The following is a 24,227-nucleotide window of genomic DNA, read 5'->3' as shown; positions in this document are numbered from 1 at the left end:
CCTCATTCCTTTTCTTTCAAATTCATTAGAATCTGTAGTAATGTGTTCGTCACTTTATCCGCTGCGTGCCTTACTAATCCGCCTTCTGTGGTAAGCAGATCACCTGCAATGACGTTGATATTCAGCTCATGATCCTTCTCAAAATTCTGCTCGACTTGCATCACATCATCAGGAAACATCAAATGTCGCGGCACTTCGGCGGTATTAATCATCATCGCGTCAATAATCGGCCGACCCACATGGTTCAAAATCACCTGGGCATGATCCGCGTCCGTGAAGAAATCCGTTTCCCCAACTTGCGTCAAAATATTGCAGATATACACCTTATACGCCTTACTTTCAAAAATCGCATCCTGCAAATCCTGCACCAACAAACTCGGCAAGATACTCGTATAAAGACTTCCCGGCCCAAGCACAATCAAATCCGCGTCATGAATCGCCTCAATCGCGGCTGGCAAAGCCTTCACATCCGCAGGCGTAATAAACACGCGATCAATCGGCTGGCCTTGCATCGGAATCGCCGACTCCCCTTGCACAAGCGAGCCATCCTCCATAATCGCATTCAAAATCAGCGGTCGATCCGTCGCCGGAATCACTTTTCCACGAATCCGCATCGCCTTACTAAGTACTTCAATCGCTTCCACGTAACTATCATTCAACTGCGATAACGCCGTCAAAATCAGGTTTCCAATCACGTGTCCCGACAAATCACCTTCCACTTTAAAACGATATTGCATCAGAGCTTCCATCCGCGGATCCGTATTCGACAGCGCCACCATCACGTTTCTAATATCACCAGGTGGCAATACATCCATTTGTTCGCGAATCTTGCCCGAACTTCCGCCATCATCAGCAACCGTGACAATCGCAGTCAAATCAATAGGTTGTTTTTTCAAGCCTCGCAGTATGACCGGCAGACCTGTCCCGCCGCCAATCACGACCACTTTCGGCTTTTCCGTCGCTGTCATCTTACTTTCCCTTTCTGCGTTTCATATCACGATGCGAGATTTGCGTTTCATATTTCGTTTTCAAGTTATTCCCAACATACTCCGAAAGCGCCACAGATCGATGTTGCCCGCCAGTACAACCAATCGCAATCACCAACTGCGTCTTCCCTTCACGCTTATAAAACGGCAACGTGAACAGCAACATATCCATCACTTTATTGAGGAAAGTCTCCGTCTCCGGCCATTTCATCACATAATTATAAACATCCTTATCAAGCCCAGTCAGCGGACGCATCTTATCAATATAATGCGGATTCGGCAAGAACCGTACATCAAAAACCAAGTCGGCATCAATCGGCAAACCATATTTAAAACCAAACGACATCACCTGCACGTTGAAAATTTCCCGTTCACTCGTCTGAAACTCATTATTCATCCGTTCCCGAAGCTCACGTGGCGCCAATGTCGACGTATTAATCACAAGCTGCGAACGTCCTTTCAAGTCCTCCAACAACTCGCGCTCCTGACGAATCCCCTCCAACACAGAACCATTCGGCTCCAATGGATGATGGCGACGAGTCTCCTTATAACGAGACACCAAAACCTGATCATCCGCATCCAAAAACAACATTTTCGTCGTAATAAACGATGTATTATCTAGCTCATCAAGCGCCGGTTGAATCGAATCAAAAAACTCGCGTCCCCGCAAATCCATCACAAGCGCAATTTTATTCATTTTGCCCGATTCCTTCATCAATTCCCAGAACTTCGGCAATAAACTAGGCGGTAAATTATCCACACAAAAGTAACCTAGATCCTCCAAAGATTGCATTGCAACAGTCTTACCTGCCCCACTCATACCCGTAATAATCACTAGTTTCAAATGATTCGTCGCCATCTATAGCCCAACCTTTCCTATCTCAAAAAGTAGTCCCATTATGCTATTCCAAGCTACTTCCTTCTATACTGTTACACAACCCCATTTTACCATACCTCCAATCAAAAACCTAACAAAGTAAATCAGCCGGGCGTTTCATTTTATACTAAAAAAGTCACAAAATATACATAACTATCTTCCATTTATCGGAAATCCTGTATTTTTTCGTCTATCCATCCATGCTATTATTAATCGGTATGATAGAGTATACCAAACAATATGGAGGGTTTAATAAAAAATGAATAAGAATATCAAAAAAGTAGCCACAGTCATTCTAGCAACAAACGTACTAGCAAGCACGGTATTAACAACCTTGCCGCTTGGGACGCATGCAGCAGAAAGTCAGGTATCCACAAAAACACCTGCCGAACAGGTAAACGATGCTAAATCTGCATTGGATGCTTTATTCGTTGATGGTAACACCGCAAAAGGTATCCACATCAACATATCTCAGGCAGACCTCGACAACACTGCAACATTGATAGACGCTATTGAAAATGAAACAGACAAAGTTGCATTGCAAGTAAACCTCAAAAAAGCGACAGATGCTTACACCGCTATCCATGCTTTCCAGAGGTTAAACATCACAGATAACTACGTTGTGCAATTCGACGTATCAATACCAGCAGGATACAAATTTTCTTACACACTTGAAAAAAACGGAAAATATGCAGGACATTTAATAAGTAACGGTGCTGCCTACTACTTGTCAAAAACAGCAACTGGCGCACAACAAGGTGGATGGAAGGATGACCAAATAGCATCCATTTATGTAGTGGTGGATAATGTAAAATATACCCTAGCCTCTGCTACTGTTTCTATCGCCTTCCAAAAAGCTGAAAAAGCTGTACAATCCTTATTTATCGATAATGATACATCGAAAGCAATCCAGCCAACACTAACACTAGCAGCTATCAATGCAGCACAGGAATTAGTTAGCGCTCTTTCGAATGTAACCCAAAAAGAAGCACTGCAAGCTAATATCGACAAAGCAATCGAAGCATTCAACACTATCGCCCCAACAACTATCGAAGCCTTAACAAGCAACTCTACAAAAGCAATCGGTAAGGGGGAACCAAATGCATCAGTATCCATCAAAAACGGTGATACAGTCATCGGTACTGGTACCGTAAACGCCGATGGAACATTTGAAATTGATATCGAAAAACAAGCACCCAACGCAACAATCACTGCAACCGTTACAAAAGTAAGCAATGGCAAAACAGCTAGCGCCTCTACAAATGTAACCGAAGCTATCGACTACTCCCTAACTAGCAATTCATTCAAGATTGGGGATACAATTTTAACTGGAACAGCCGGCAAAAACGTCTTTAAAGTTCGTCTTTGGGTTAATGGCGTCGTTGCAGTCCAAGGTAACCTCCATCCAGATGGCACTTACGAGTTCCCATCAGCCGCAAACTTCATAAAAAAAGTTGGTGATAAAATAGAAGTCGTTGCCGTAGACAGCAAATATGTAGAAGTCAATCGTCAAGCAGTCATCGTTTCTGGCGCACCTATTCTTGATAATGCATTAACAGTAAACGCCTATACCTATGGCGAGAAACAAATGGCTGGCCAAGTAGGAAAAGATGTTTTTAAAGTCCGCCTTTGGGTGAATGATAAGGTAGTGACACAGGCAGATATGAATGGTGATGGCACATATACATTCGGTAACGCCCGCCAGTTCATTAACAGTCCACTTGACAAAATTGAACTTGTCGCAGTCGATTCTAAATACAAAGAAATCAACCGCATCGCCGTGAGTGCACCAAAACCTGACTTAGATGAAACTAGCTTCACCGCTGAAACATACGAAATCGGTCAAAATACACTTAGCGGATCATTTGGAAAAAACACTTCTAAAGTTCGACTTTGGATTAATGGCACCGTTGCGAAACAAGCAGACCTAGATATCGCTAATAATTCCTATACACTAAAAGGAATCAAGGGACTTATCAAAAATGATACAGACAAAGTAGAAGTCGTATTTGTCGATGAAGAATATAAAGAAATCAAACGTATCAATGTGACAGTAAAATAAACATGAACACACTAAAACCATCGCCCTGTTTTGATTTCATGGGCGATGGTTTTTTCTACATACTATAATCCGGCCTGTTCTCGCCGTCTTTTTGCAGCCGCATTCACCTGCTCATCTGCATGGTAACTTGAGCGCACCATCGGACCAGACTCACAATGAATAAAGCCTTTCTTCCTAGCGACCCGTTTCAATTCCCGGAATTCTCGTGGATCATAATAACGCACCACTGGAAAATGCTTTTTAGACGGTTGCAAATACTGCCCAATCGTCAAAATTTCAACGCCATGCGCTAACAAATCATCCATCGTTTCCAGTATTTCCTCGCGCGTTTCACCAAGTCCGACCATGATGCTGGATTTCGTTGGCAATTCAGGTTCCATATCCCGAACACGCTGCAACAACTCAAGCGACCGATCATATGTCGCGCGATGCCGTATACTTGGCGTCAGACGCCGAACCGTTTCGATATTATGATTGAAAATATCAGGCTTCGCATCCAATAACGTTTTCAGACTTTCATAATCACCTTTCATATCCGATGGCAAAACTTCAACCGTCGTTTGCGGCATCCGATACCGAATCGCATTCACCGTATTCGCGAACACCTGCGAACCACCATCCGCCAAATCATCACGCGCCACCGCCGTTATCACCACATGACGCAATCCCATCGCCGCGACCGAATCCGCCACACGTTTCGGCTCACCCAAATCCAGATGCGTCGGCGCCCCCGTTGTCACCGCACAAAATCGGCAAGCCCGCGTACAAATATCGCCTAAAATCATGAATGTCGCCGTTTTCCGATCACCGAAACACTCTTGAATATTAGGGCATTTCGCCTCCTCGCAAACCGTATGCAACCGATTTTCCCGTAAATTATTCTTAATCGCCTTAAAACCTTCACTATTACTAATCTTCGTTTTCAACCAATCCGGTTTCCGTACATGCTCTTGTTTTTTCTCCACTATTCATTGCCCCTTTCAACGCGAAAATAAATAACTCTCCTGCCTGAACTTATTCGCGGCCAGCGCATGAATCTCATCCCACTGCGCATCCGACAACGTAAATTCCTCAAACGCCACATCAAAAACCTGTGCAAACCCATCTTGGAAAGCCTTCTTCATCTCATCAAGCGGTATCTCTCTACCAATCAAATCCAGAATTCCCGACGCCTTCCCACCAAAAGCGCGCAACATCCGCTCTTTCACCCGCGCATTTTCAAATACAAAAAGGTCAAATAACTCTGTCGCGTTCATATGTAACGGAATCGATCCATGCTGCAACAAAATCCCCTGATGCCGACCTTGCGCGCTACCAATAATTTTGCGATCCTGCATCGTAATCTCATACCAAGACGGCTCCTCAAAACAAATCGCAGTCCCACTTCCCGTCTGCTTTTCCTCTGGTATCGCAAAACTCGCTTCAATATCGAGCTTAGCCAATCCTACCAATAACGCCTCAGAAATCAATTTGTGCGCCGCTTTAATCGTTTTTGGAATAGCTTCATGCTCCTCCGAAATAACAAAACTATACGTCAACTCATCATCATGCAACACCGCCTGGCCTCCCGTAGGCCTACGAACCATCTCAAAACCATGCTTTTGCACAGCCTCAACATCAATCTTGCCCTTCGTCCGTTGAAAATAACCAACCGAGAGTCCCGCTGGCGCCCAACCATAGAATCGCAAAATCGGCGGAATTTGCCCAGCTCGGTGCCAATCCGTCAATTTCTCATCAATCGCCATATTCACTGCCGGTTCCAATTTTTCCTGATTCAGAAGCAACCACCGTTCCACCGTCATTTCCCCTCTCAAAAACGCATACTGCTTGAATTTTAATCGTTATCCCTTATACTAAGGAAGAATGCGCTATCTTTCAAATGACTATTCGCATAAATTGATCAATGAGGTGACGAACGATGACAAAAGAACTCGGAAAAAGCATTAAACAATTACGAACCAACATGGAGCTAACGCAAAAACAACTCGCAGAAGGCGTCTGTTCCCAAAGTCTGCTTAGCCGCGTCGAAAAAGGCTTGGAAATTCCTAGCGTTCTGATTATCCACAATATTTGTCAGAAACTCGGTATTACCGTCGATTCCCTTTTGTCCTCCTCCCAACTTGACTCCCCATTTATCCAATTAAAAAAAGAGCTACAAGAGCTCTTTTTCCGGCATGATTTCGAAACGCTTTATCCCAGTCTACATAAGAAAACACTCGCCTTGTTTGAGACCCACTCCCAAGCAACGCATTACTATTTTTTCCTTGGTGTTTGCGAGCTACTTTATAAAGACAATACGAAAAACGCCATCACAGCATTAGAAGAAGCACTTTCGCTTAGTAATCCTCGTTCCAGCGCATTAACAATCCATGACGTCTTAATCAGCAGTTACTTAACGCTCGCTTATTCAGAAGACAACGATGAAATTCACGCTTTGAAACACCTCAATCAATGTCTCCTTTTTTTACATAAACAAGTCGAACCGTCCAAACTGATGCCCACAATCTATCTCAATATCGCTCGTTTCTATGCGCAACAATCAGAAAAACTAACAGCCATCGAGTACGTGCACCTCGGCATCGCTTGTTGCCAGAAACAAAACAGTACATTCCAGCTAAGCCATTTATTTTTCGAACTCGGCGTCCTCTTCATCCAAACCGACAGAAAACAAAGTGGCGTCCGCAAAATCAAATTCAGTTTAGAATTATCTTCTTATTTAGACGAACAATTCGTCACTGCCGAACTCACCAAACGGAGAAAGTTGCTGTACTAAATATGCTAATAATCATATTATGCCATACCGACTTTTAAACAATCCGATTCTAATGGGCAACCGCTACAAATCGGCTTTTTCAAGCAATGTTCTTTGCAATGCATCAAAACCAAACCGTGGAACGTTTGCACAACCGCCAGCTCACTTGGTAGGCTTTCCTCTAACATCCGCCGAAAGTCGTCATACTTTTTAGGAACCTCATAACCAACTCGCCCAAAAATACGTCTTGTGTAGGCGTCCACCACAACTACTGGCTTATCAAACGTGTACGCCAACATACAATCCGCCGTTTCTGGCCCAATCCCCTTAATCCCAACTAATTCGGCGCGCAACACATCAAGTGGCTGCTTCTTGACCTCCGCCACATCAAAATTATACACGCCAAACCACGCGACAAACGCCTTGATCTTCATCGCCTTCTGATTGTAAAACCCACTTGGCCTAATGCGCTGTGCCAACTCCTCAAGCGGCATATCCCGAATTTTCTCTGGCTCAATAAACGTCACTAGATTCGCGAGCGCCTTCTCCACATTTCGCCAATTCGTGTTTTGCACCAAAATCGCGCCAAGCATCATTTCAAAATCACTCTCCGCCGGCCACCACCGCTGTATCCCCTGTCTATCTAGTAATTTTTGATATATTTCGTGTATTGTTATCATCTCACTATCTCCCATATAACAAACATCGCCAAACCATTTTCGGGCCAGGCGATGTTTTTGTTTATTTAAACACGTTATTTTTCAACGATTTTCAGTAAGCCTTCACGAACGCGTTCCAATTTCTCGGTTGCAGCCGCCTCTGTTTCGCCTTTAATACTGAAATAAAATTTGATTTTCGGCTCCGTTCCAGATGGTCGCAAGCAGAACCATGAACCGTCTTCCAAGAAACATTTAATAACGTTTGATTTCGACATATCGATTGTCTCTTTCTTATCGTTATCTAAATAATGTCGCTCGCTTAGTTGGTAATCCTCCACTTTCGCGATTTTTTCGCCGCCCAATTCTGCTGGCATCGATTCGCGGAAAGATTTCATAATGTTACTAATTTGCTCTGATCCATCTTTACCACTCATCGTCAAGGAAACTAAATCCTCTTTGAAATAACCAAACTGCTCATAAATTTCTTCTAGATCTTCCGCTAACGTTTTTCCAGCTTGCTTGCTATCAAGCGTCACTTCACAAATCGCGAGCAAGGCTTGAATCGCATCTTTATCACGCGTAAACGGCTTCACCATGAAACCATTACTTTCCTCGTAACCAAACTCATACGTATGCGAACCGGTCGTTTCGAAGTTGTGAATTTGCTCCGCGATAAACTTGAATCCCGTCAAAACTTCAATCATTTCCACATCAAAATGCTTCGCAATCAGCGTCCCCAAATCAGATGTAACAATCGATTTTAGCACAGCTGCATTTTTCGGAAGTTCATTTTGTGCTTGTTTTTGCTTCAATAAGTAATGCAAAATTAGCGCGCCAATCTGATTCCCGCTAAGCACATCGTATTTTCCAGATTTCGTCCGAATCACAACGCCCAGGCGATCCGCGTCCGGGTCTGTCCCAACGAGTAAATCCGCATCATATTTCTCACCGTAACCAATCGCGACTTCAAACGCTTCCCGATTTTCAGGATTCGGCGATTTCACCGTCGTAAAATTCGGATCTGGCTCAAACTGTTCAGCAACTTGAATCACATTCGTGAATCCAACGCTCTTAAGTGCCTTCAAGCCCAGCATGCCACCAGTTCCATGAAGCGGCGTGAAAACAATTTTCAAATCCTTGCCATGTTTTTCAACCAAATCATTGTTTACAATCACCGTTTTCACATCTTCTAAGTATGGTGTATCGACCTTCTCGCTAATCACATCCAGCATCCCGTCCGCAATAAGCGCGTCCTTATCCGCAACCTGAACCGCAAAAATATCATCAATCGCATCAATATAACGCGTCACCGCATCCGCACCATGAGGCGGCATTTGCCCACCGTCTTCCCCGTAAACCTTGTAACCATTGTACTCCGCAGGGTTATGGCTCGCCGTAATCACAATACCACTAAACGTGTTCAAAAAACGCACAGCATAAGACAATTCAGGCGTCGGACGCAACGTCTCAAACACATAACTCTTAATTCCGTGATAACCAAGCACACGCGCGGATTCATACGCGAATTCCGTCGACATATGGCGGCAATCATACGCAATCACCACGCCGCGCTTCTTCGCCTCTTCCCCATTTTCCGCAACATAACGCGCCAAACCTTCCGACGCCTTGCGAATCGTATAAATATTCATCCGGTTCGTCCCAGCGCCCAACACGCCACGCATCCCGGCCGTACCAAATTCCATATCCCGATAAAAGCTGTCCTCCAGTACTTTCTCGTCCTTCTCCACATGCAATTTCGCTTTCAGACTAGCCTCCAGCACGTCATTTGCCAACCATTTCTCGTACTCATCTCTCCACTGCATCATTTTTCGCCCCTTTTCACAAACTACTTTCCCGAATCACCAAATCCGTGGATAGCGTTACTTTTTTCGTAATCGACCGACCTGCAAGCAAACGCTCTTGCAAAAGTTCCACGCCAGTCTCGCCCATCAATTCTGTATATACTTTCACCGTGCTAAGCGGCGGGAAAACATATTTTGACACACTTACGTCATTGAGACCAATCACACTCACACGTTCTGGCACTGCGATTCCTTGCTCCTGAAGCGCCCGTAAACACCCAATCGCAATCGAATCATTCGCCGCAAAAAAAAGCTGTTGGTAAATCCTCACCAAGTTCCGCGATTGCCTTCACCATTAACTCATACCCTGTTTTGACGGAAAACTTACCCGAAAAACAATATTTCTTTTCATAAAGTCCCATTCGCTTCATGTAATCCCGAAAAGCAAGCCATCTCGCATCAATAATATTCGCTGAGTCATCACTAAACTGCTCCTCGCCCGCGATAAAGCCAATTTTCCGGTGACCATTCTCGATAAAATGATCCAAAACAGACACCGTTGCCTGCTGAAAATCCACGACAACCGAATCGTACTTCTGCACCGATTGGTCAAAATCCACAAAACAAATGTTGGCATTCCAGTTCGTCAGCTCCACGATTTGTGCCTGACTGAACTTTCCAATCGCAATAATGCCCTCTACATTGCCAAGCGTCTGCTCCGGAATATCTTGAAATACCCGCAACACTTGGTAACCTTCCTCTTCGGCCTTACGCTCCGCACCAACACGAATCGATAAATAATACAAATCATTCAATTCTTCTTTTTCCGAATACCAGTGCACAATTGCTATTTTTGCATTTTTTCTTTTTGCTGTTTACGCTTATGCTTCGTATAAGAAAGCTTTTCTGCCGCCTCAAAAATACGTTTCTTCGTATCATCACCAACGGAAAGCGTCTCGTCATAATTAAGCACCCGCGAAACCGTAGCAATCGAAACCCCAGCCTGTTTCGCAATATCTTTAATCGTTGCCATTTTCTAACACGCTCCTCTTGTCCGCATTCCATGAAGCATCCCCTTTATTTTATCAGGAATATCGCATCACGTCTATTTTTTACATGAAAAAGGCCGGGAACATCACATTCCTAGCCTACACGCCTATAATGTCTTAAAAGTAAATACCGTTTCCGATTCGAAAAGCTCGTCCTTCTGAATCACCGCCGAACCGAAACCTTCGTGATTCATCGAGTCTGGCAGTCCTTGCGTTTCCATCGTTACGCCCGCATATTTCGGAACCGCCACACCATCTATCGCAAATTTTCCAGACAACTGGTTTCCCGAGTAAACAACAACAGAATCGCAGTCCGTGCGCATTTCCACCACACGCCCACTATCCCGATCCACCAAACGCGCATCAGGCACACCCGCTTCATGTTCCAATACAAATGCGTGATCATAGCCATTTTTGATAATCACATTTTGCGGATGTTCACTCGTTGCCCCATCTCGAAGCGCGCGTGGCTCACGAAAATCAAAAACAGTCCCCGTCACGTCCACCAATTCACCCGTCGGAATCGATTCAGAATCCAAAGCCACAAACTGGCTACTCCTCATCTGCAACTCCTGATCTAAAACGAGCTTTTCGACATCTCCCGTCAAGTTGAAGTACACATGATTCGTCGGATTAAACACCGTCGCCGCGTCCGATTTCGCCTCATATTTGATTCGCCACTCATTCGCATTGTTCAGCGTATACGTCACCCTCACATCCAAATTCCCAGGAAAACCATTATCCCCATCCGGACACGTCAGCGAGAAAACAACCCCAATCTCATCCGCCGTCTCCAAACGCTTTGCATCCCACATCCGCTTACTAAAATTATCAGGTCCACCGTGCAGTATATTCTTGCCCTCATTTTTCTCCAGTTGATATGTCTTCCCGTCCAACTCAAAACGCGCGTCACCAATCCGACCAGCAACCCGTCCAACAAGCGCACCAAAATACGGAGAATGCGCCAAATACTCATCCAGCGTCGCAAAACCGAGCGAAACATTCACAAAATCACCTTTTACGTCAGGCACCCACGTCTCCGTCACAATCCCACCATAATCCAGCGCCCGAACCCGCACACCATGATCATTCTCCAAACAAAACTCCGTCACAACTTGCCCTTCCAATTCCCCAAACTTGCGCTCACTTATCTTCATTCTCTATTTCCTCCGTCTCCATCATTGATTTCATGAATCGATCAAACGCGCGTATTCCGTCCTCCGTATCCTTAAAAACACCAGCATCCGTCAACACCTGCTCAAATACCTTTCCAACCTCCTGCTGCACAAAGTCCGTCATCGAGCTCGCATCAAAGCCACCATCCCGCTTCAATCGATCCGCCCATTCCTTGTGATAATCCGCCATCGCGTTTGGCTGATCCAACAAATAACGCGCAACCTCCTCAAGCTCCGGCTTCAAACGCGGCGGCAACACCGCAAGCCCCATCACCTCAATCAAGCCAATATTCTCCTTCTTGATATGATGCAACTCCTGATGCGGATGAAAAAGCCCCTCCGGGTGTTCCGCCGTCCGCCGATTATTCCGTAACACCAGCGCCAACTCAAACAACGACTCACCGTCCACCACACAACGACTTGCAATCGGCGTCACCGTATTATGCCGTTCCTCATTACTATACGCCAAAATCCCGACAGATGCATCCGAATAACTTTTCCATTTCTGCAAAATCGCGTCCGCAGCCGCTACAATATCCGTCCCACTCGCCGCACGCAACCGAATCACCGACATCGGCCATTTCACGATTTCCACCGTCACATCCGGAAAAGCCCCCCACGAATAAGTCGGAAAATCGTTATGTACAGGCGCTTTCGCCATCGCAAAGGTATGTCGACCACCCTGATAATGATCATGCGATAAAATCGAACCACCAACGATCGGTAAATCCGCATTCGACCCCACAAAATAATCCGGAAACTGCGCCGTGATTTCGACTAACCGCGCAAACGTCGCCCGCTCAATCACCATTGGCCGATGCTCCGCCGAAAGAAAAATACAATGCTCATCATAATAGGCATACGGCGAATATTGCAATCCCCATCCCTCATCACCAACACGCAACCGCACAATCCGGTGATTCGTCCGCGCCGGAAAATCAACACGTCCCGCATAGCCTTCATTCTCCAAACACAGTGGGCACAACGGATAAGCAACCGTTTTCACAGCTTTCTCCAATGCAATCTGCTTCGGATCTTTCTCCGGCTTCGACAAATTAATCGTCATTTCCAGCTCCCCATACATTGTTTCCACCCGATATTCAATATTCTTCGCAATACTCCGCGTCTTAATATAATCGCTCGCCTTACTAATTTCATAAAAATAATCCGTCGCTTCCCGAGGAGACCGTTCATATAATTCCCAAAATTCAGCATTCAATTCCGATGGTCGAGGAACAAACAAGTCCATCACCTTACTCTGCCAAATCTCTCGCTCCGCAAGCGCCTCACTAATCACGCCAGATGCCACGGCTAATTCCGTCAACTGATCTAGCATTGCCAAGCGATCCGCGGCGACATCCACTGCCACCGCACGCTTTTCCGACCAGCCTAGCAAATCCAGCAAGCGGTTCGTCACATAAACCCGATCCGCTTCCACTAATTCGCCCCTTTTTACCGCTATATCAACAAACTGATCTACTATCATTATTTTGCACCCCATCGTTTTTAGTTAGCATAACCATCCGGATTCTTAGAGTGCCAGTTCCAAGCATCCTCAATAATTTTAGTAACATCTGTAAACTGCGGATTCCACTTCAAAATTGCCTGCGCCTTATCACTAGAAGCAATCAACGTACTAGGATCACCCGCACGTCTCGGCACAATTTTCGCCGGAATCTCTTTTCCAGTCACTTTTCGAGCGGCCTCCAACATTTCCTTCACCGAAAAACCCTGGCTACTACCCAAATTGAAAATATTACTTTCTCCGCCGTTCTTCAAATATTCCAATGCCAAAATATGCGCATCAATCAAATCAACTACATGGACATAATCGCGAATGCATGTCCCATCCTCGGTCGGATAATCATCACCAAAAATCGAGAGTTCCGAACGTTGACCAAGCGCCGTTTGTAAAATGATCGGAACTAAATGCGATTCTGGATTATGATCCTCACCGATGCTTCCATCAAACTTCGCACCCGCCACATTGAAATAACGCAACGCTACAAAACGCGTATCATACGCCTTATCGCACCACTTCAGAATTTTTTCCATCATCAGTTTCGTTTCGCCATATGGGCTTTCCGGATTCGTTGGTGCATCTTCCGTAATCGGAATCACTTTCGGTTCGCCGTAAGTTGCCGCCGATGAAGAAAAGACGATATGTTTCACGCCAAACTCTTCCATCACTTCAAGCGTAACCTGCGTCCCGTACACGTTATTATTAAAGTATTCCAGTGGCATTTCCACCGATTCCCCCACCAAAGAATTCGCCGCAAAATGAATCACGCCCTCAATCGTTTCCTTTTTGAAAACACCTTGCATGAAAGCTTTATCACGAATATCACCTTCATGAAATACAGCGTCCTTGTGTAAAGACTCCGCGTGACCCGTTTGTAAATTATCGACAACAACTACCTTGTAACCCTTGTCTACCAATTGATCCACCGCGTGCGAACCGACATAACCTGCGCCACCTAATACTAAAATACTCATTTCCTATTCCTCCTTGATGGCCTTTGCTCCATCACTAATATTTGCAATATAAAACGCTGCTGGATAGCCAATTTTTTGCAAGTAGGCCGCTCCAACTTCCTTAATAAATGCATCAACTCTGGCCGTCTCCACGATGGCAATCGCACATCCGCCAAAACCAGCACCCGTCATCCGCGCTCCTAAAACGCCTGGTTGCTTCCAAGCCGTTTCTGCTAGCATATCTAATTCTACACCAGTAACATGATAATCGTCACGTAAAGACATGTGAGATTGATTAATTAATTCACCGAACGTCACCAAATCTTCATCTTTAAGCGCTTTCGTTGCTAAAATTGTTCGCTGATTTTCACTCACAGCATGGCGCGCCCGCTTCACCAACGTCTCGCTCGAAATCAAATGCCGATACTTTTCGAACGTTTCCATATCCAACTCACCGAGCGACTTGATCGAAAGCGCCTTCTGCAACTCCGCCAACGCCTGCTCACATTCACTACGCCGCTCATTATATTTCGAATCCGCCAACTCACGCCGCTTATTTGTGTTCATTATCACAATCGTATAGCCCTCAAGTTTTACCGGAACCATCTCATACTCGAGCGTATTACAATCCAGCAAAATCGCCATATCCTTCTGTCCCATCCCAATCGCAAACTGATCCATAATCCCCGAATTCACACCGATAAACTCATTTTCGACCCGTTTACCCGTCAAAATCAGTTCCAATTCAGCCAATTCCAATCCAAATAAGTCCTCTAAAATCACACCAGTCAACAACTCAATCGAAGCCGAAGAAGAAAGTCCAGCCCCATTTGGAATATTACCCCAATACAGAATATCCATTCCCTGACGAATAGTATGACCCGCTTCTTTCAAATATTTCATCATGCCCTTCGGATAGTTCGTCCAATAATCGCTTTTTCGATAATCCAAATCCGCCAAATCAAACGAAATGATTCCCAAATCCTCAAAGTTAAGCGATATCAAACGAACCAGTGTATCCTCCCGTTTCGCTGCCACCGCATAAGTCCCCAGCGTAATCGAACACGGAAAAACATGTCCACCATTATAATCCGTGTGTTCCCCAATTAAATTAATACGACCCGGCGCAAAATACAACGCACCATCCGTCCGGTCAAAAACGCGCGAAAAATCCGTTTTTAGTTTTGAATAATCCATTATCCCTATACCTCCACATTCAAAATAACCTCTTGGCTTCATTATAATTTATTTAGTAAACTTTATCAACTAATTTTACTAAATATTTTTATTAACAACCGACATTGGTGTTAATTTTCTTGGTATTTCCCTTTCCGTCATTCGTTATACTAGCATTAACAAACTAGTTAGGAGATGGTAAAATGAATCTATACACGAAACATTTCCATGTCTGATAGTCGCGAATATACTATACATTACCAATAATCATCTCAAACGAAATGAGGCGAAATTCATGATCACCGAACAAACAAAGATCGATACGTTTTATGAAATGCTCGTGAAAAAAGACTCCAACTACGAAGGAATATTCTATGTTGGCGTGAAAACAACAGGCATTCTCTGCCGCCCTACCTGCCCAGCGAAAAAGCCCAACAAAGAAAATTGCGAGTTTTTCGATACAGCTCAAGAAGCCCTGTTAGCATCCTATCGTCCATGTAAAAGATGCCAGCCATTGAATAATCCTAGTAAACTATCTGCTGAAGTCAAACTCCTCGTCCAAGCAATCGAAGCAAATCCCGAACGCAAGTGGACCGATAAAGACTTTGATGAACTAGCTATCAGCGCCAATACAGCAAGACGCCAATTCAAAAAACAATTCGACATGACTTTCATTGAGTACGCCAGAGCTAGACGACTTGGTTTCGCTTTCGACCATATTCGTAACGGTACGCCAATTATCGAGGCACAACTAGAGGGTGGTTACGATTCAGGAAATGGTTTCCGCGATGCTTTTACAAGAACGATGGGGAGCATTCCTAAAAAAGCAAAATCATTGAATAAGTTTGTCTCCAAATGGCTAGAAACGCCCCTCGGCTCGATGGTTGCGATTGCAAATGATGATGCTTTAATTTTGCTAGAATTTGTTGATCGGCGTGGGCTTGAAACAGAAATTGAAGCCTTACGAAAAAAGTGGCATGCTGCTATAATTCCGGGAGAGAGTCCCATTTTCGAACAATTAACACACGAATTAGATGCCTACTTTAGTGGTACCCTTCAAGTTTTCCAGACACCTGTCGCCTATATTGGTTCTCCATTTCAGCAAACTGTATGGCAAGCACTACAAAAAATTCCGATTGCGTCTACTATTTCCTACGCTCAATTAGCCAGCCAAATTGGTAATCCGAAAGCATTTCGTGCTGTAGCCAGAGCAAATGGCGCCAACCAAATTTCTATCCTTGTCCCCTGCACCGTGTTATTGGCAGTAATGGCGCGTTAAGTGGCTACGGCGGCGGTGTCGCGCGCAAAGAATGGCTACTTGCACACGAAAAAAAGAGCAACATAAAACAGGAGCATGGAATCCATATTAGCCTGGATTCCGTGCCCCTGTTTTCAATTATCGTTTACATCTTGCAAACGCCACTCCTTCTTTCACTTTTAGTCATTATATCATCCCAAAAAAACAGCCAACATAATCTAAAATCTAGATCTAGCCAGCTGCTTTATATTTCCAACCTTATATTTGTGGTTTCCCCACTAAAATCTCTTTTAATTCTTCCACATATTTTTGCGCATTTTGTCCAGCCAATCCACCATCTCCGGCTGCTGTAACAACTTGGCGCAGCGATTTAACACGAACATCTCCGGCTGCAAAAATACCAGGAATCGATGTTTCCATTTCCTCATTTGTAATAACATAGCCTTCATCGTCTAGGATATCTAGTTCTTTAAAAGCACTGGTAAGCGGTACGAGCCCAACATAGATAAACGTTCCATCCGCATTTAACTCCGATACAGAGCCATCAATCGTAGAAACAAGTCGAGCACCTGTTACCTTCATGTCATCGCCAATAATTTCTTCCACCGTACTATTCCAAACAAACGCCATTTTGTCGTTTTTGAAAGCACGATCTTGCAAAATTTGTTGCGCACGAAGCTTATCACGACGATGTACAACGGTTACTTTACTTGCATAACGTGTTAAATACGCGCCTTCTTCTACAGCAGAGTCTCCGCCACCGATAACGATTAGCTCGCGATTTTTGAAGAATGCACCATCACATACCGCACAATAAGAAACGCCACGGCCACTGTACTTATCTTCGCCTTCCGCGCCTAATTTACGATGTTCCGCTCCTGTCGCGATAATAATAGCACGCGCCTTATACGTTTTGGAACCAGCGACAACCGTCTTATATTCCTCGCCATTTTCAACCGATTTAATATCTCCATACGCATACTCCGCACCAAATTGTTTCGCACCAGAAAACATTTTTTCCGATAAATCTGGCCCTAAAATGCTATCAAAACCAGGATAATTCTCAATATCAGCTGTGTTTACCATTTGACCACCTGGAACACCGCGTTCGATCATTAAAGTATCTAAGTCAGCCCGGGAAGTATAAATCGCCGCAGTCATTCCTGCAGGCCCAGCACCGATAATAATAACGTCATAAATTCTCTCTTCACTCACTGTTATTCCTCCAATCCAACTCTAGAACTATCGTAAACCCTCCCACGTTTTCCGTCCATTTATCTGCTCAAAAACCCTCGATTTCAAGCGTATATTTACGAAGCATTGCCACCGAAATATCAAATAAATCCGCAATCACTTTCTGCGTTCCAAACTTATATCGATACAAAATCGCCGCAGCCACTCCGTCTAAATTTTTCATTCGTAAATCGTACTTCTGATCAATCGAACGCTTCATAAAATCAAGGGCAAACAAATACATCGAAGTCGTCTCCACTTTAGCCGGAAAATCAAGCTCTTCAAAACGCCCCAATATCGCGACAATAGCGTTACAATTACCCGCATCTCGACTATCCGGCAAAAACTCGAATTCCGAGAAAATCAAATGCTCGAAAAAATCCCAACCCGTCATATCGAAGTAATCATTAAACATAATCAACGTCGGTTGCTTATCCGAAACCGTCAATAGATACACACCAAATAAGTGCTCTGCCGGATCATCACTCGCCAATTTCTCCAAAACGGCCCGCTCATCATTCGCCAATAAAGCGGAATGTTCCCATGGAAAATCTAACTCTTCCCCATCAATTTGATTAAAATGTTGCCAAAAGTCCCGTGCCTCATCCAGTCGCCCCAAAAAGAACGCCGTCTCCGCTCGATAATAATAATATGCATACCGATCCATAATTTCCAACTGATCCACTTTAGCAAATAAGTGGTTGGCGTGCCCATAATCCCCAGACATCGCATAAATTCGCGCCAATTTCTCACGTTGCGATGACATAAACGGCTCTACTTTCCCAAGCTCCTTCAATACAGCATCCGCTTGCTTCCATTCCGCCTGATAGTAGGCATACAAATAAAGCTCACACAGCGCCATGAAATTTCCAGGGTCACGTGCCAACACATCTTCCAATATCGCAAGACCTTCTGCAAACCGCTCTTCTTTAAAACGAATGCCTGCAAGTTCCATATACGCCTGCCAGAAAGTTGGATTTTCCTCGATTTCAGCAATCAGAAACTGGCTAACTTCATCCAATTTGTCTTCCGAAATAAGCTCATCTACCTTTGTTTTGAACGAAAAAGAGGCTTTCTCGATTTCTGACATATCACTGACACCAAAGCTTGCAAGAGGCGCTTCTTCCATAATAAGCTGGATTAAATCTTTCGCTTCCTCCACATATTCGCCTTCAGAAACGAGCGCCAAATATTTATTCGCATACTGCAACGCCTGTTTAAAGTCCTTCATGTACGCATAATTGTTCGCCATAAAATAATAACAATAATGAATATCATCCGCCTCATCCAGAATACGACGCAAAATCTGATTAGACTTATCAAACTGACCCAATTCCGTATAACAAATCGCCAACTGACACATAATCACAGGTTCATCTGGCTCAAAAAAAGCTGCCCTCTCCAAATACCGCAACGCTTCTGGCATTTCCTGATTCCGAAAAGCCTCAATACCCCGCTGAAAATAAAACTCCCCATTCGGTCTAAACGGATAAATCTTGTTACTATCTTCTTTACTATTCTTCAAATTTTTAACCTCCGCGCATTTTCCAAGTAAGTAGAGTATACCATATATAACAGCAATAAAACGAAAAAATATCTTTCGAAAAAAAACAGCGTTCGTCTACAATCTTATTACTTCTCTAATTCACTAATAACAACCGGATTCCCCCGAGCAAAACAACTAGCAGGAATATCCTTTGAAACAACTGTACCTGCACCAACTATTGCGCCATCACCAATGCTAACACCTGGTAAAATCGTCACATTAGCACCAATCATAACCTCATTCCCAATAACCACTTCACCAATCCGGTACTCCCGAATCAAATACTCATGCGTCAGAATCGTCGTGTTAAAGCCAATCACAGAGTTCCGACCAATCGTAATTTTCTCTGGATAAAAAAGATCCACCGTCACTTTATAAGCAATCGATGTATTCTCCCCAATCTTCATTCCCAATCCATGTCGATAAAGCCAACGTTTTCCCCGCATAAAAGGAAAAATACGCCCGCATTCAATCACAAGCGTATTCTTCAATGTACGGCCAAACGACACGGTTTTATATACATTCCAAAGTGGATTAACACCATCATTTGTCTCAAACCGTTTCGTTCGGCGCATTAATCTTCCCTCACGATATCCAAAAGATCACCCATCGATTCCAAAATATAGGTCGGATTGTAATCTCTTAGATAATCCGCACCACGAATGGCCCAAGAAACACCAGCACTTTTCACGTTCGCATTATGTGCGGCTTCAATATCATGATAATTATCCCCAACCATAATCGCCTCATCCGCTGTCGAATTTAGCAATTTCAGCGCCATATTAATACCTTCTGGATCTGGTTTTGGCGAAGCAACTTGATCCAAACCAATCACAACTTGGAAATACTTATCCAAACCAGTCGTTTTAAGCCCCTTTAGAATCATATCGTACATCTTCGTAGAAACGATAGCTAATTTATAATCTTCCTCATACAGCGCTCTAATCGTCTCATACACACCATCATATTCTAAAATTAGCTCATCATGGTATTCTTTATTAAACGCCCGATAATGATCCACCATCTCCTGCGCTTTTGCCGGATCAAGCGATGTAAACGTATCAATCAACGAAGGCCCGATAAACGGATAAATATCCTCCCGTTCAAAAGTCCGATCTGGGAAATAAACCCCCAGCGTGTGCTGAAACGTTTTAATAATCAGTTCATTCGTATTAATCAAAGTCCCGTCTAAGTCAAACAACAATGTCGTAATTTTCTTAGTCATGTGTACTCCCTCTCTAAAACTCTATTTCTTCTTCGCGATGCCATATTTATCTTCCAAATAATAAGGACGATCCTTTTTCACGCGGAAATAAGCAATCAATCCTACCGAAAGCGCCACAAGTACAATCGAAATAAATTGTGCCATCCGAAGCGTATCCGTCAACATCAAGCTATCCGTCCGCAAGCCTTCGATAAAATAACGTCCAATCGAATACCAAATGACATAAGACAAGAACAACTCCCCACGCAAAATTCGCATCCGACGCAATACAAGCAATATGATAAATCCAATCACATTCCAAATCGACTCATACAAAAAAAGTCGGCTGATAGTAGATACCATTAATATACATCTGATTAATAATAAAATCGGGCAAATGCAAACTCTCTAAAAAAGCACGCGTCGTTGGCCCACCATGAGCCTCTTGATTCATAAAATTGCCCCAACGCCCAATCGCTTGCGCAAGAATCAAACTTGGCGCCACAATATCCGCTAACTGCCAAAACGAAACTTTCTTAATGCGAGAAAAGATAATCGCGGTCAACACAGAGCCAATCAGCGCCCCATGAATCGCAATCCCACCTTGCCAAATTTTGATAATCTCGTTCAAATGGTCTTTGTAGTAGCTCCATTCAAATAACACATAATAAATGCGTGCACTGATAATCGCGATTGGAATCGCCCAGATGAGCAAATCCACCAATATTTCTTTATCTACATTGCGTTTCGTCGCTTCCTGTAACGCAATAAGTAGCGCCACAATAACAGCCGTCGCAATAATAACGCCATACCAGCGTATCGATATTCCACCTAATTGAATGGCCACTGGATCCAGCGCCGCAAAATTCAAGTTCATCATGCCCCTACTTTCTAAAACAGACTAGCCTCAATCTGTCATACTACTATTTTGACCAATAAGGTTATTTAAATCTTGTGTAAAGCGCTCCGCCGCATTGTAACCCATGTTTTTCAAGCGGAAGTTCATCGCCGCAACTTCAATAATAACCGCCAAGTTACGCCCTGGACGAACCGGCACCGTAATTTTTGGCACATCAATATCAAAAATCCGAATCTTCTCTTCATCAAGTCCAACTCGGTCATAATGCTTGTCCGGATCCCAGCTTTCAAGATGTACAACAATCGTGATTTTCTTACTAGACCTTACAGCCCCAGCACCAAATAGCGTCATCACATTAATAATACCCAAGCCACGAATCTCCAGCAAATGCTCAATAATCGGCGGCGACTGCCCAATAAGTGTCAACTCATCTTCCTGTCTAATCTCTACATTATCATCGGCCACAAGTCGATGTCCACGCTTCACAAGTTCAAGCGCCGTCTCACTTTTACCAACACCACTCGATCCCATAATCATCACACCAAGTCCATAAATATCGACAAGTACACCATGCATCGAAATCACTGGCGCCAATCTACTCTCCAAATAATTCGTCACATATACCGACAAACGCGTTGTCTTAAGCTTCGAACGCAAAACAGGTATTTTGGCTTCTGTCGCCGCTTGCACCAACTCTTTCGGCGCTTCCAAATGGCGCGACACAACAAATGCTGGCGTCCGATTCGTACACATTTGGCGGAATCGTTTCAAACACTCATCACTCGACATCCCCTCCGAAAAAGAGATCTCCGTCATTCCAAAAAGCTGCACCCGATCCTCCGGGTAATAAGAAAAGAAGCCAGTTAATTCTAAGCCGGGGCGTGATAAGTCACTCGTCAAGATTGGTCGTTCCAATCCTTCTTCCCCACAAATCAATTCCAAATTTAGACGATCCATTAAATCTTTCACCGTTACTGATTTTGTCATGAAAGTACCTCCATTAAGTTAACAGGCACAAAGCTCAAAACACAGCCCATCCCGCTAATCCTTTTTGTCTGCAATCTATATCTCATTTTAGCACTTTCTCATTTTTAAGGCTACCTATTTTTGTACAACCAAAAAGAAACCCCGAAAGTAAGCGATTCTTCATTTAGCGAAGTCCTGCTATTTCGAGGTCTCATTTTATCTTGGTTCTTTGCTCCAAAGCACTGAATTAATTACCATGTTAGCAAGCGACATCAGTAGCGCGATTAGTAACGCTGTCCCAAATCCGTCAATTTGAATGTAGGCATCTAGGAAGAACGATGTTAATTCCAGCATCATCGCGTTCACAACGAAAGTAAATAACCCCAGTGTGAAGATATTAATCGGCAATGTCAAAATGAGGAGAATCGGTCTCACCAACATATTTAAAATCGCCAATACAAAACTTGCAATAACCGCACCTGTAAATCCTTCTACATGGAAACTGTCGAAGAATCCAGATAGAGCGACAAATAATATCGCATTAATTAAAACTCCTGCTATCCAACGCATTTACTTGGATCACTCCCAACTTGAATTAGCTGGCATAAGAATGGCTAAAATAATGTAGATCAGGATTCCAGTTCCGAAGCTTATCAATGATAGTAAAACATAGGCGATACGCACCCACGTAGCATCCCATCCGAAGTATTCAGCAATTCCGCCACATACACCTGCTAGCATTTTTTGTGATGATGATTTCGTTAATTTTCTCATGTTAGTTCCTCCTAAAATAGATTATACTTGTTTTTCTTCTAATTCGGTAATTTTAATGATGCCATTGTCCACTGCTGCTTGCAATGTCGCAACGCTCATCTCTTCTGAATTTTGTGTAAACACAAGGGACTTATTAGACTCATCCCAAACTTTTGCATTTTTTAGATCAAAATAAATTTTTTCGCGTTTCGTTCCAAGTGTCCCGTCTACATTCCAAGTTGCTGGAATTTGAATGCGGATATCACCATGTGGTGCCTTCAAGTCTGCGGCTGTCGCTTGATCATTCTGTAGAATATAACCTACATCGCCATTTTCGGCAACGGCAACAGTTGTTTGGAAATCTCCTGTCACAGAGACATCGCCTTTAGTCGTGTGCAATTCAATATTTTCGACTTTGCCACTCTTGAATAAAATTTCACCGTCTTCCGTGCTAGCAACGAGAAATTTCCCTGCGGTACCAGTCGATCTAATATCACCGTGACGCACTTTAAGCGTACTATCATCGACTTCCATATCATCGTACTTCAAGTTCCCGTTCAACAATTGAATTCTCACTTGCTCATAGGTACGTTTTGGAATAGTCAACACGACATCTGTTTTCAGTGCATCATTTTTAGATTCAAAAACAAAACGGTCATTAGTCATTTCAAGTGTTGTTTGGCTGAAGAAATAATCCCATAGCTTCTCTTCGCTGAGTTGTTGGACTGCTCTAGCCTTGTTATGAACGGAAAGAACTGTACGCATCTTCACATCTTCTTTGTCCCAAGCACGAATAATGATGTCACCAGTTGCAATTTTTAGTTCCATCGTGCGGAAAGTCGTGTCATTAAACTCAAATTCACGAATTGGTCTTGGTCGCGCAGTTTTTTGATTTCCATGAATATTATTCTCCGTGTTCATACGGTTTTGGCGGTGCTGTCCGTGGCGTCCGCGCATTTCTCTAGCACGCTCGATATGGCGTTGTTGCATCTCTTTGGCGCGTTCAGAATGCGTCGCTTGTGCTTGTTTGATACGCTCACTCTTAGACTGCATTTTTCTTTCGTGGCGATCATATTTATCTTTCATCTTTTCATTGTGGCGATCAATCACTTCATCGTAACTCGTATTTTCGGAAGGAATGAGAAACAAGGCAATAATATAAGCAATAACCCCGATCATCGTTTTCCAAGAAATAATAATAAGTACGACATAGATTATACGTAAAATGTTAGCGTCAATGCCGAGATACTCGGATAATCCACCGAAAACCCCGCCTATTTTACGATCTGATCTGGATCTCCTTAATTTTTTGTCCATCATTGTTCCTTCCTTTCCTTTATAAATATGTAATAAAAACCGCTATCTCAAGAGAATATTTCGAATGAGATATCCCCA

Annotated in this window: 20 protein-coding genes and 3 pseudogenes; 3 read left to right on the top strand and 20 right to left on the bottom strand. The window is 43.7% G+C overall.

Going from position 1 to position 24,227, the window contains the following annotated elements:
• Positions 1-2 precede the first annotated feature (2 nt).
• Both PCORN_RS00980 and rapZ read right to left on the bottom strand, forming a co-directional pair.
• Positions 3-968: a gluconeogenesis factor YvcK family protein gene (locus PCORN_RS00980; RefSeq protein WP_036076740.1), complete on the bottom strand. Its 966-nt coding sequence runs from the start codon at positions 966-968 to the stop codon at positions 3-5.
• Between the two features lies 1 nt (position 969).
• Positions 970-1,845 carry an RNase adapter RapZ gene (rapZ, locus tag PCORN_RS00975; RefSeq protein ID WP_036076738.1) on the bottom strand — a complete coding sequence of 292 codons (876 nt, stop codon included), beginning with the start codon at positions 1,843-1,845 and terminating at the stop codon, positions 970-972.
• Positions 1,846-2,122: 277 nt separating this feature from the next.
• Between rapZ and PCORN_RS00970 the strand changes: the two genes are divergently transcribed.
• Positions 2,123-3,925 (top strand): immunoglobulin-like domain-containing protein, encoded by a 1,803-nt coding sequence (locus tag PCORN_RS00970; RefSeq protein WP_036076737.1) that lies wholly within the window; start codon positions 2,123-2,125, stop codon positions 3,923-3,925.
• 62 nt (positions 3,926-3,987) lie between these two features.
• Here the strand turns inward: PCORN_RS00970 and lipA are convergent, their stop codons facing one another.
• On the bottom strand, positions 3,988-4,890 hold the full coding sequence (lipA, locus tag PCORN_RS00965; protein ID WP_036076734.1) for a lipoyl synthase: 903 nt from the start codon (positions 4,888-4,890) through the stop codon (positions 3,988-3,990).
• Positions 4,891-4,905: 15 nt separating this feature from the next.
• Complete coding sequence (locus PCORN_RS00960) at positions 4,906-5,727, bottom strand: lipoate--protein ligase family protein (protein WP_036076732.1); 822 nt, start codon at positions 5,725-5,727, stop codon at positions 4,906-4,908.
• Between the two features lie 116 nt (positions 5,728-5,843).
• Between PCORN_RS00960 and PCORN_RS00955 the strand changes: the two genes are divergently transcribed.
• On the top strand, positions 5,844-6,698 hold the full coding sequence (locus tag PCORN_RS00955) for a helix-turn-helix transcriptional regulator (RefSeq protein WP_036076727.1): 855 nt from the start codon (positions 5,844-5,846) through the stop codon (positions 6,696-6,698).
• Between the two features lie 17 nt (positions 6,699-6,715).
• On the opposite strand, the gene PCORN_RS00950 is transcribed toward PCORN_RS00955, so the two are convergent.
• From PCORN_RS00950 to PCORN_RS00920, 7 genes and pseudogenes are all read right to left on the bottom strand, one after another.
• The gene (locus PCORN_RS00950) at positions 6,716-7,357 is read right to left on the bottom strand and encodes an endonuclease III domain-containing protein (protein ID WP_036076726.1); all 642 of its coding nucleotides are present in this window, start codon (positions 7,355-7,357) and stop codon (positions 6,716-6,718) included.
• A 74-nt stretch (positions 7,358-7,431) separates the two neighbouring features.
• Positions 7,432-9,159, bottom strand: a complete 1,728-nt coding sequence (locus tag PCORN_RS00945) for a phospho-sugar mutase (RefSeq protein ID WP_036076975.1) — start codon at positions 9,157-9,159, stop codon at positions 7,432-7,434.
• Between the two features lie 16 nt (positions 9,160-9,175).
• Positions 9,176-10,171, bottom strand: a pseudogene (locus tag PCORN_RS21185) (LacI family DNA-binding transcriptional regulator).
• Positions 10,172-10,294: 123 nt separating this feature from the next.
• Complete coding sequence (locus PCORN_RS00935) at positions 10,295-11,344, bottom strand: aldose epimerase family protein (protein WP_036076725.1); 1,050 nt, start codon at positions 11,342-11,344, stop codon at positions 10,295-10,297.
• Positions 11,331-12,848, bottom strand: coding sequence for a UDP-glucose--hexose-1-phosphate uridylyltransferase (gene galT, locus PCORN_RS00930; protein WP_149024198.1), 1,518 nt, complete (start codon positions 12,846-12,848; stop codon positions 11,331-11,333). The genes PCORN_RS00935 and galT overlap by 14 nt, the downstream gene beginning before the upstream one ends.
• A gap of 20 nt (positions 12,849-12,868) precedes the next feature.
• Positions 12,869-13,858 (bottom strand): UDP-glucose 4-epimerase GalE, encoded by a 990-nt coding sequence (gene galE, locus PCORN_RS00925; RefSeq protein WP_036076724.1) that lies wholly within the window; start codon positions 13,856-13,858, stop codon positions 12,869-12,871.
• Positions 13,859-13,861: 3 nt separating this feature from the next.
• Complete coding sequence (locus PCORN_RS00920; RefSeq protein ID WP_036076719.1) at positions 13,862-15,034, bottom strand: galactokinase; 1,173 nt, start codon at positions 15,032-15,034, stop codon at positions 13,862-13,864.
• A 274-nt stretch (positions 15,035-15,308) separates the two neighbouring features.
• Between PCORN_RS00920 and PCORN_RS00915 the strand changes: the two are divergent.
• Positions 15,309-16,345, top strand: a pseudogene (locus PCORN_RS00915) (bifunctional transcriptional activator/DNA repair enzyme AdaA); the annotation flags it as partial.
• A gap of 184 nt (positions 16,346-16,529) precedes the next feature.
• On the opposite strand, the gene trxB reads toward PCORN_RS00915, so the two are convergent.
• From trxB to PCORN_RS00870, 9 genes and pseudogenes are all read right to left on the bottom strand, one after another.
• A complete protein-coding gene (trxB, locus tag PCORN_RS00910) occupies positions 16,530-17,486 on the bottom strand; it encodes a thioredoxin-disulfide reductase (RefSeq protein ID WP_036076717.1) in 957 nt (318 codons plus the stop codon).
• A 67-nt stretch (positions 17,487-17,553) separates the two neighbouring features.
• Positions 17,554-19,029, bottom strand: a complete 1,476-nt coding sequence (locus tag PCORN_RS00905) for a tetratricopeptide repeat protein (RefSeq protein WP_051999146.1) — start codon at positions 19,027-19,029, stop codon at positions 17,554-17,556.
• A gap of 107 nt (positions 19,030-19,136) precedes the next feature.
• Positions 19,137-19,625, bottom strand: a complete 489-nt coding sequence (locus PCORN_RS00900) for an acyltransferase (protein ID WP_036076715.1) — start codon at positions 19,623-19,625, stop codon at positions 19,137-19,139.
• Complete coding sequence (ppaX, locus tag PCORN_RS00895) at positions 19,625-20,275, bottom strand: pyrophosphatase PpaX (RefSeq protein ID WP_036076711.1); 651 nt, start codon at positions 20,273-20,275, stop codon at positions 19,625-19,627. Before ppaX ends, PCORN_RS00900 begins: the two co-directional genes overlap by 1 nt.
• Positions 20,276-20,296: 21 nt before the next feature.
• Positions 20,297-21,131, bottom strand: a pseudogene (gene lgt / locus PCORN_RS00890) (prolipoprotein diacylglyceryl transferase).
• A gap of 30 nt (positions 21,132-21,161) precedes the next feature.
• Positions 21,162-22,100, bottom strand: a complete 939-nt coding sequence (gene hprK / locus PCORN_RS00885; RefSeq protein WP_036076708.1) for an HPr(Ser) kinase/phosphatase — start codon at positions 22,098-22,100, stop codon at positions 21,162-21,164.
• Between the two features lie 195 nt (positions 22,101-22,295).
• Complete coding sequence (locus tag PCORN_RS00880) at positions 22,296-22,649, bottom strand: phage holin family protein (protein WP_036076707.1); 354 nt, start codon at positions 22,647-22,649, stop codon at positions 22,296-22,298.
• Between the two features lie 9 nt (positions 22,650-22,658).
• Positions 22,659-22,853 carry a PspC domain-containing protein gene (locus PCORN_RS00875; protein ID WP_036067403.1) on the bottom strand — a complete coding sequence of 65 codons (195 nt, stop codon included), beginning with the start codon at positions 22,851-22,853 and terminating at the stop codon, positions 22,659-22,661.
• 21 nt (positions 22,854-22,874) lie between these two features.
• Complete coding sequence (locus tag PCORN_RS00870) at positions 22,875-24,149, bottom strand: PspC domain-containing protein (protein ID WP_036076705.1); 1,275 nt, start codon at positions 24,147-24,149, stop codon at positions 22,875-22,877.
• Positions 24,150-24,227 lie beyond the last annotated feature (78 nt).

The organism is Listeria cornellensis FSL F6-0969, from assembly GCF_000525855.1.
Taxonomy (GTDB): Bacteria; Bacillota; Bacilli; order Lactobacillales; family Listeriaceae; genus Listeria_A; species Listeria_A cornellensis.
This window is presented reverse-complemented; position numbering and strand designations above follow the sequence as displayed.

Excerpts from the sequence above, each read along its gene's own strand:
- PCORN_RS00870 (WP_036076705.1), bottom strand. The coding sequence starts at position 24,149 with ATGGACAAAAAATTAAGGAGATCCAGATCAGATCGTAAAATAGGCGGG.
- ppaX (WP_036076711.1), bottom strand. The coding sequence starts at position 20,275 with ATGACTAAGAAAATTACGACATTGTTGTTTGACTTAGACGGGACTTTG.
- PCORN_RS00920 (WP_036076719.1), bottom strand. The coding sequence starts at position 15,034 with ATGGATTATTCAAAACTAAAAACGGATTTTTCGCGCGTTTTTGACCGG.
- rapZ (WP_036076738.1), bottom strand. The coding sequence starts at position 1,845 with ATGGCGACGAATCATTTGAAACTAGTGATTATTACGGGTATGAGTGGG.
- PCORN_RS00900 (WP_036076715.1), bottom strand. The coding sequence starts at position 19,625 with ATGCGCCGAACGAAACGGTTTGAGACAAATGATGGTGTTAATCCACTT.
- PCORN_RS00935 (WP_036076725.1), bottom strand. The coding sequence starts at position 11,344 with ATGAAGATAAGTGAGCGCAAGTTTGGGGAATTGGAAGGGCAAGTTGTG.
- PCORN_RS00875 (WP_036067403.1), bottom strand. The coding sequence starts at position 22,853 with ATGAGAAAATTAACGAAATCATCATCACAAAAAATGCTAGCAGGTGTA.
- PCORN_RS00950 (WP_036076726.1), bottom strand. The coding sequence starts at position 7,357 with ATGATAACAATACACGAAATATATCAAAAATTACTAGATAGACAGGGG.
- PCORN_RS00970 (WP_036076737.1), top strand. The coding sequence starts at position 2,123 with ATGAATAAGAATATCAAAAAAGTAGCCACAGTCATTCTAGCAACAAAC.
- hprK (WP_036076708.1), bottom strand. The coding sequence starts at position 22,100 with ATGACAAAATCAGTAACGGTGAAAGATTTAATGGATCGTCTAAATTTG.
- galT (WP_149024198.1), bottom strand. The coding sequence starts at position 12,848 with ATGATAGTAGATCAGTTTGTTGATATAGCGGTAAAAAGGGGCGAATTA.
- galE (WP_036076724.1), bottom strand. The coding sequence starts at position 13,858 with ATGAGTATTTTAGTATTAGGTGGCGCAGGTTATGTCGGTTCGCACGCG.
- PCORN_RS00980 (WP_036076740.1), bottom strand. The coding sequence starts at position 968 with ATGACAGCGACGGAAAAGCCGAAAGTGGTCGTGATTGGCGGCGGGACA.
- PCORN_RS00945 (WP_036076975.1), bottom strand. The coding sequence starts at position 9,159 with ATGCAGTGGAGAGATGAGTACGAGAAATGGTTGGCAAATGACGTGCTG.
- PCORN_RS00880 (WP_036076707.1), bottom strand. The coding sequence starts at position 22,649 with ATGCGTTGGATAGCAGGAGTTTTAATTAATGCGATATTATTTGTCGCT.
- PCORN_RS00960 (WP_036076732.1), bottom strand. The coding sequence starts at position 5,727 with ATGACGGTGGAACGGTGGTTGCTTCTGAATCAGGAAAAATTGGAACCG.
- PCORN_RS00955 (WP_036076727.1), top strand. The coding sequence starts at position 5,844 with ATGACAAAAGAACTCGGAAAAAGCATTAAACAATTACGAACCAACATG.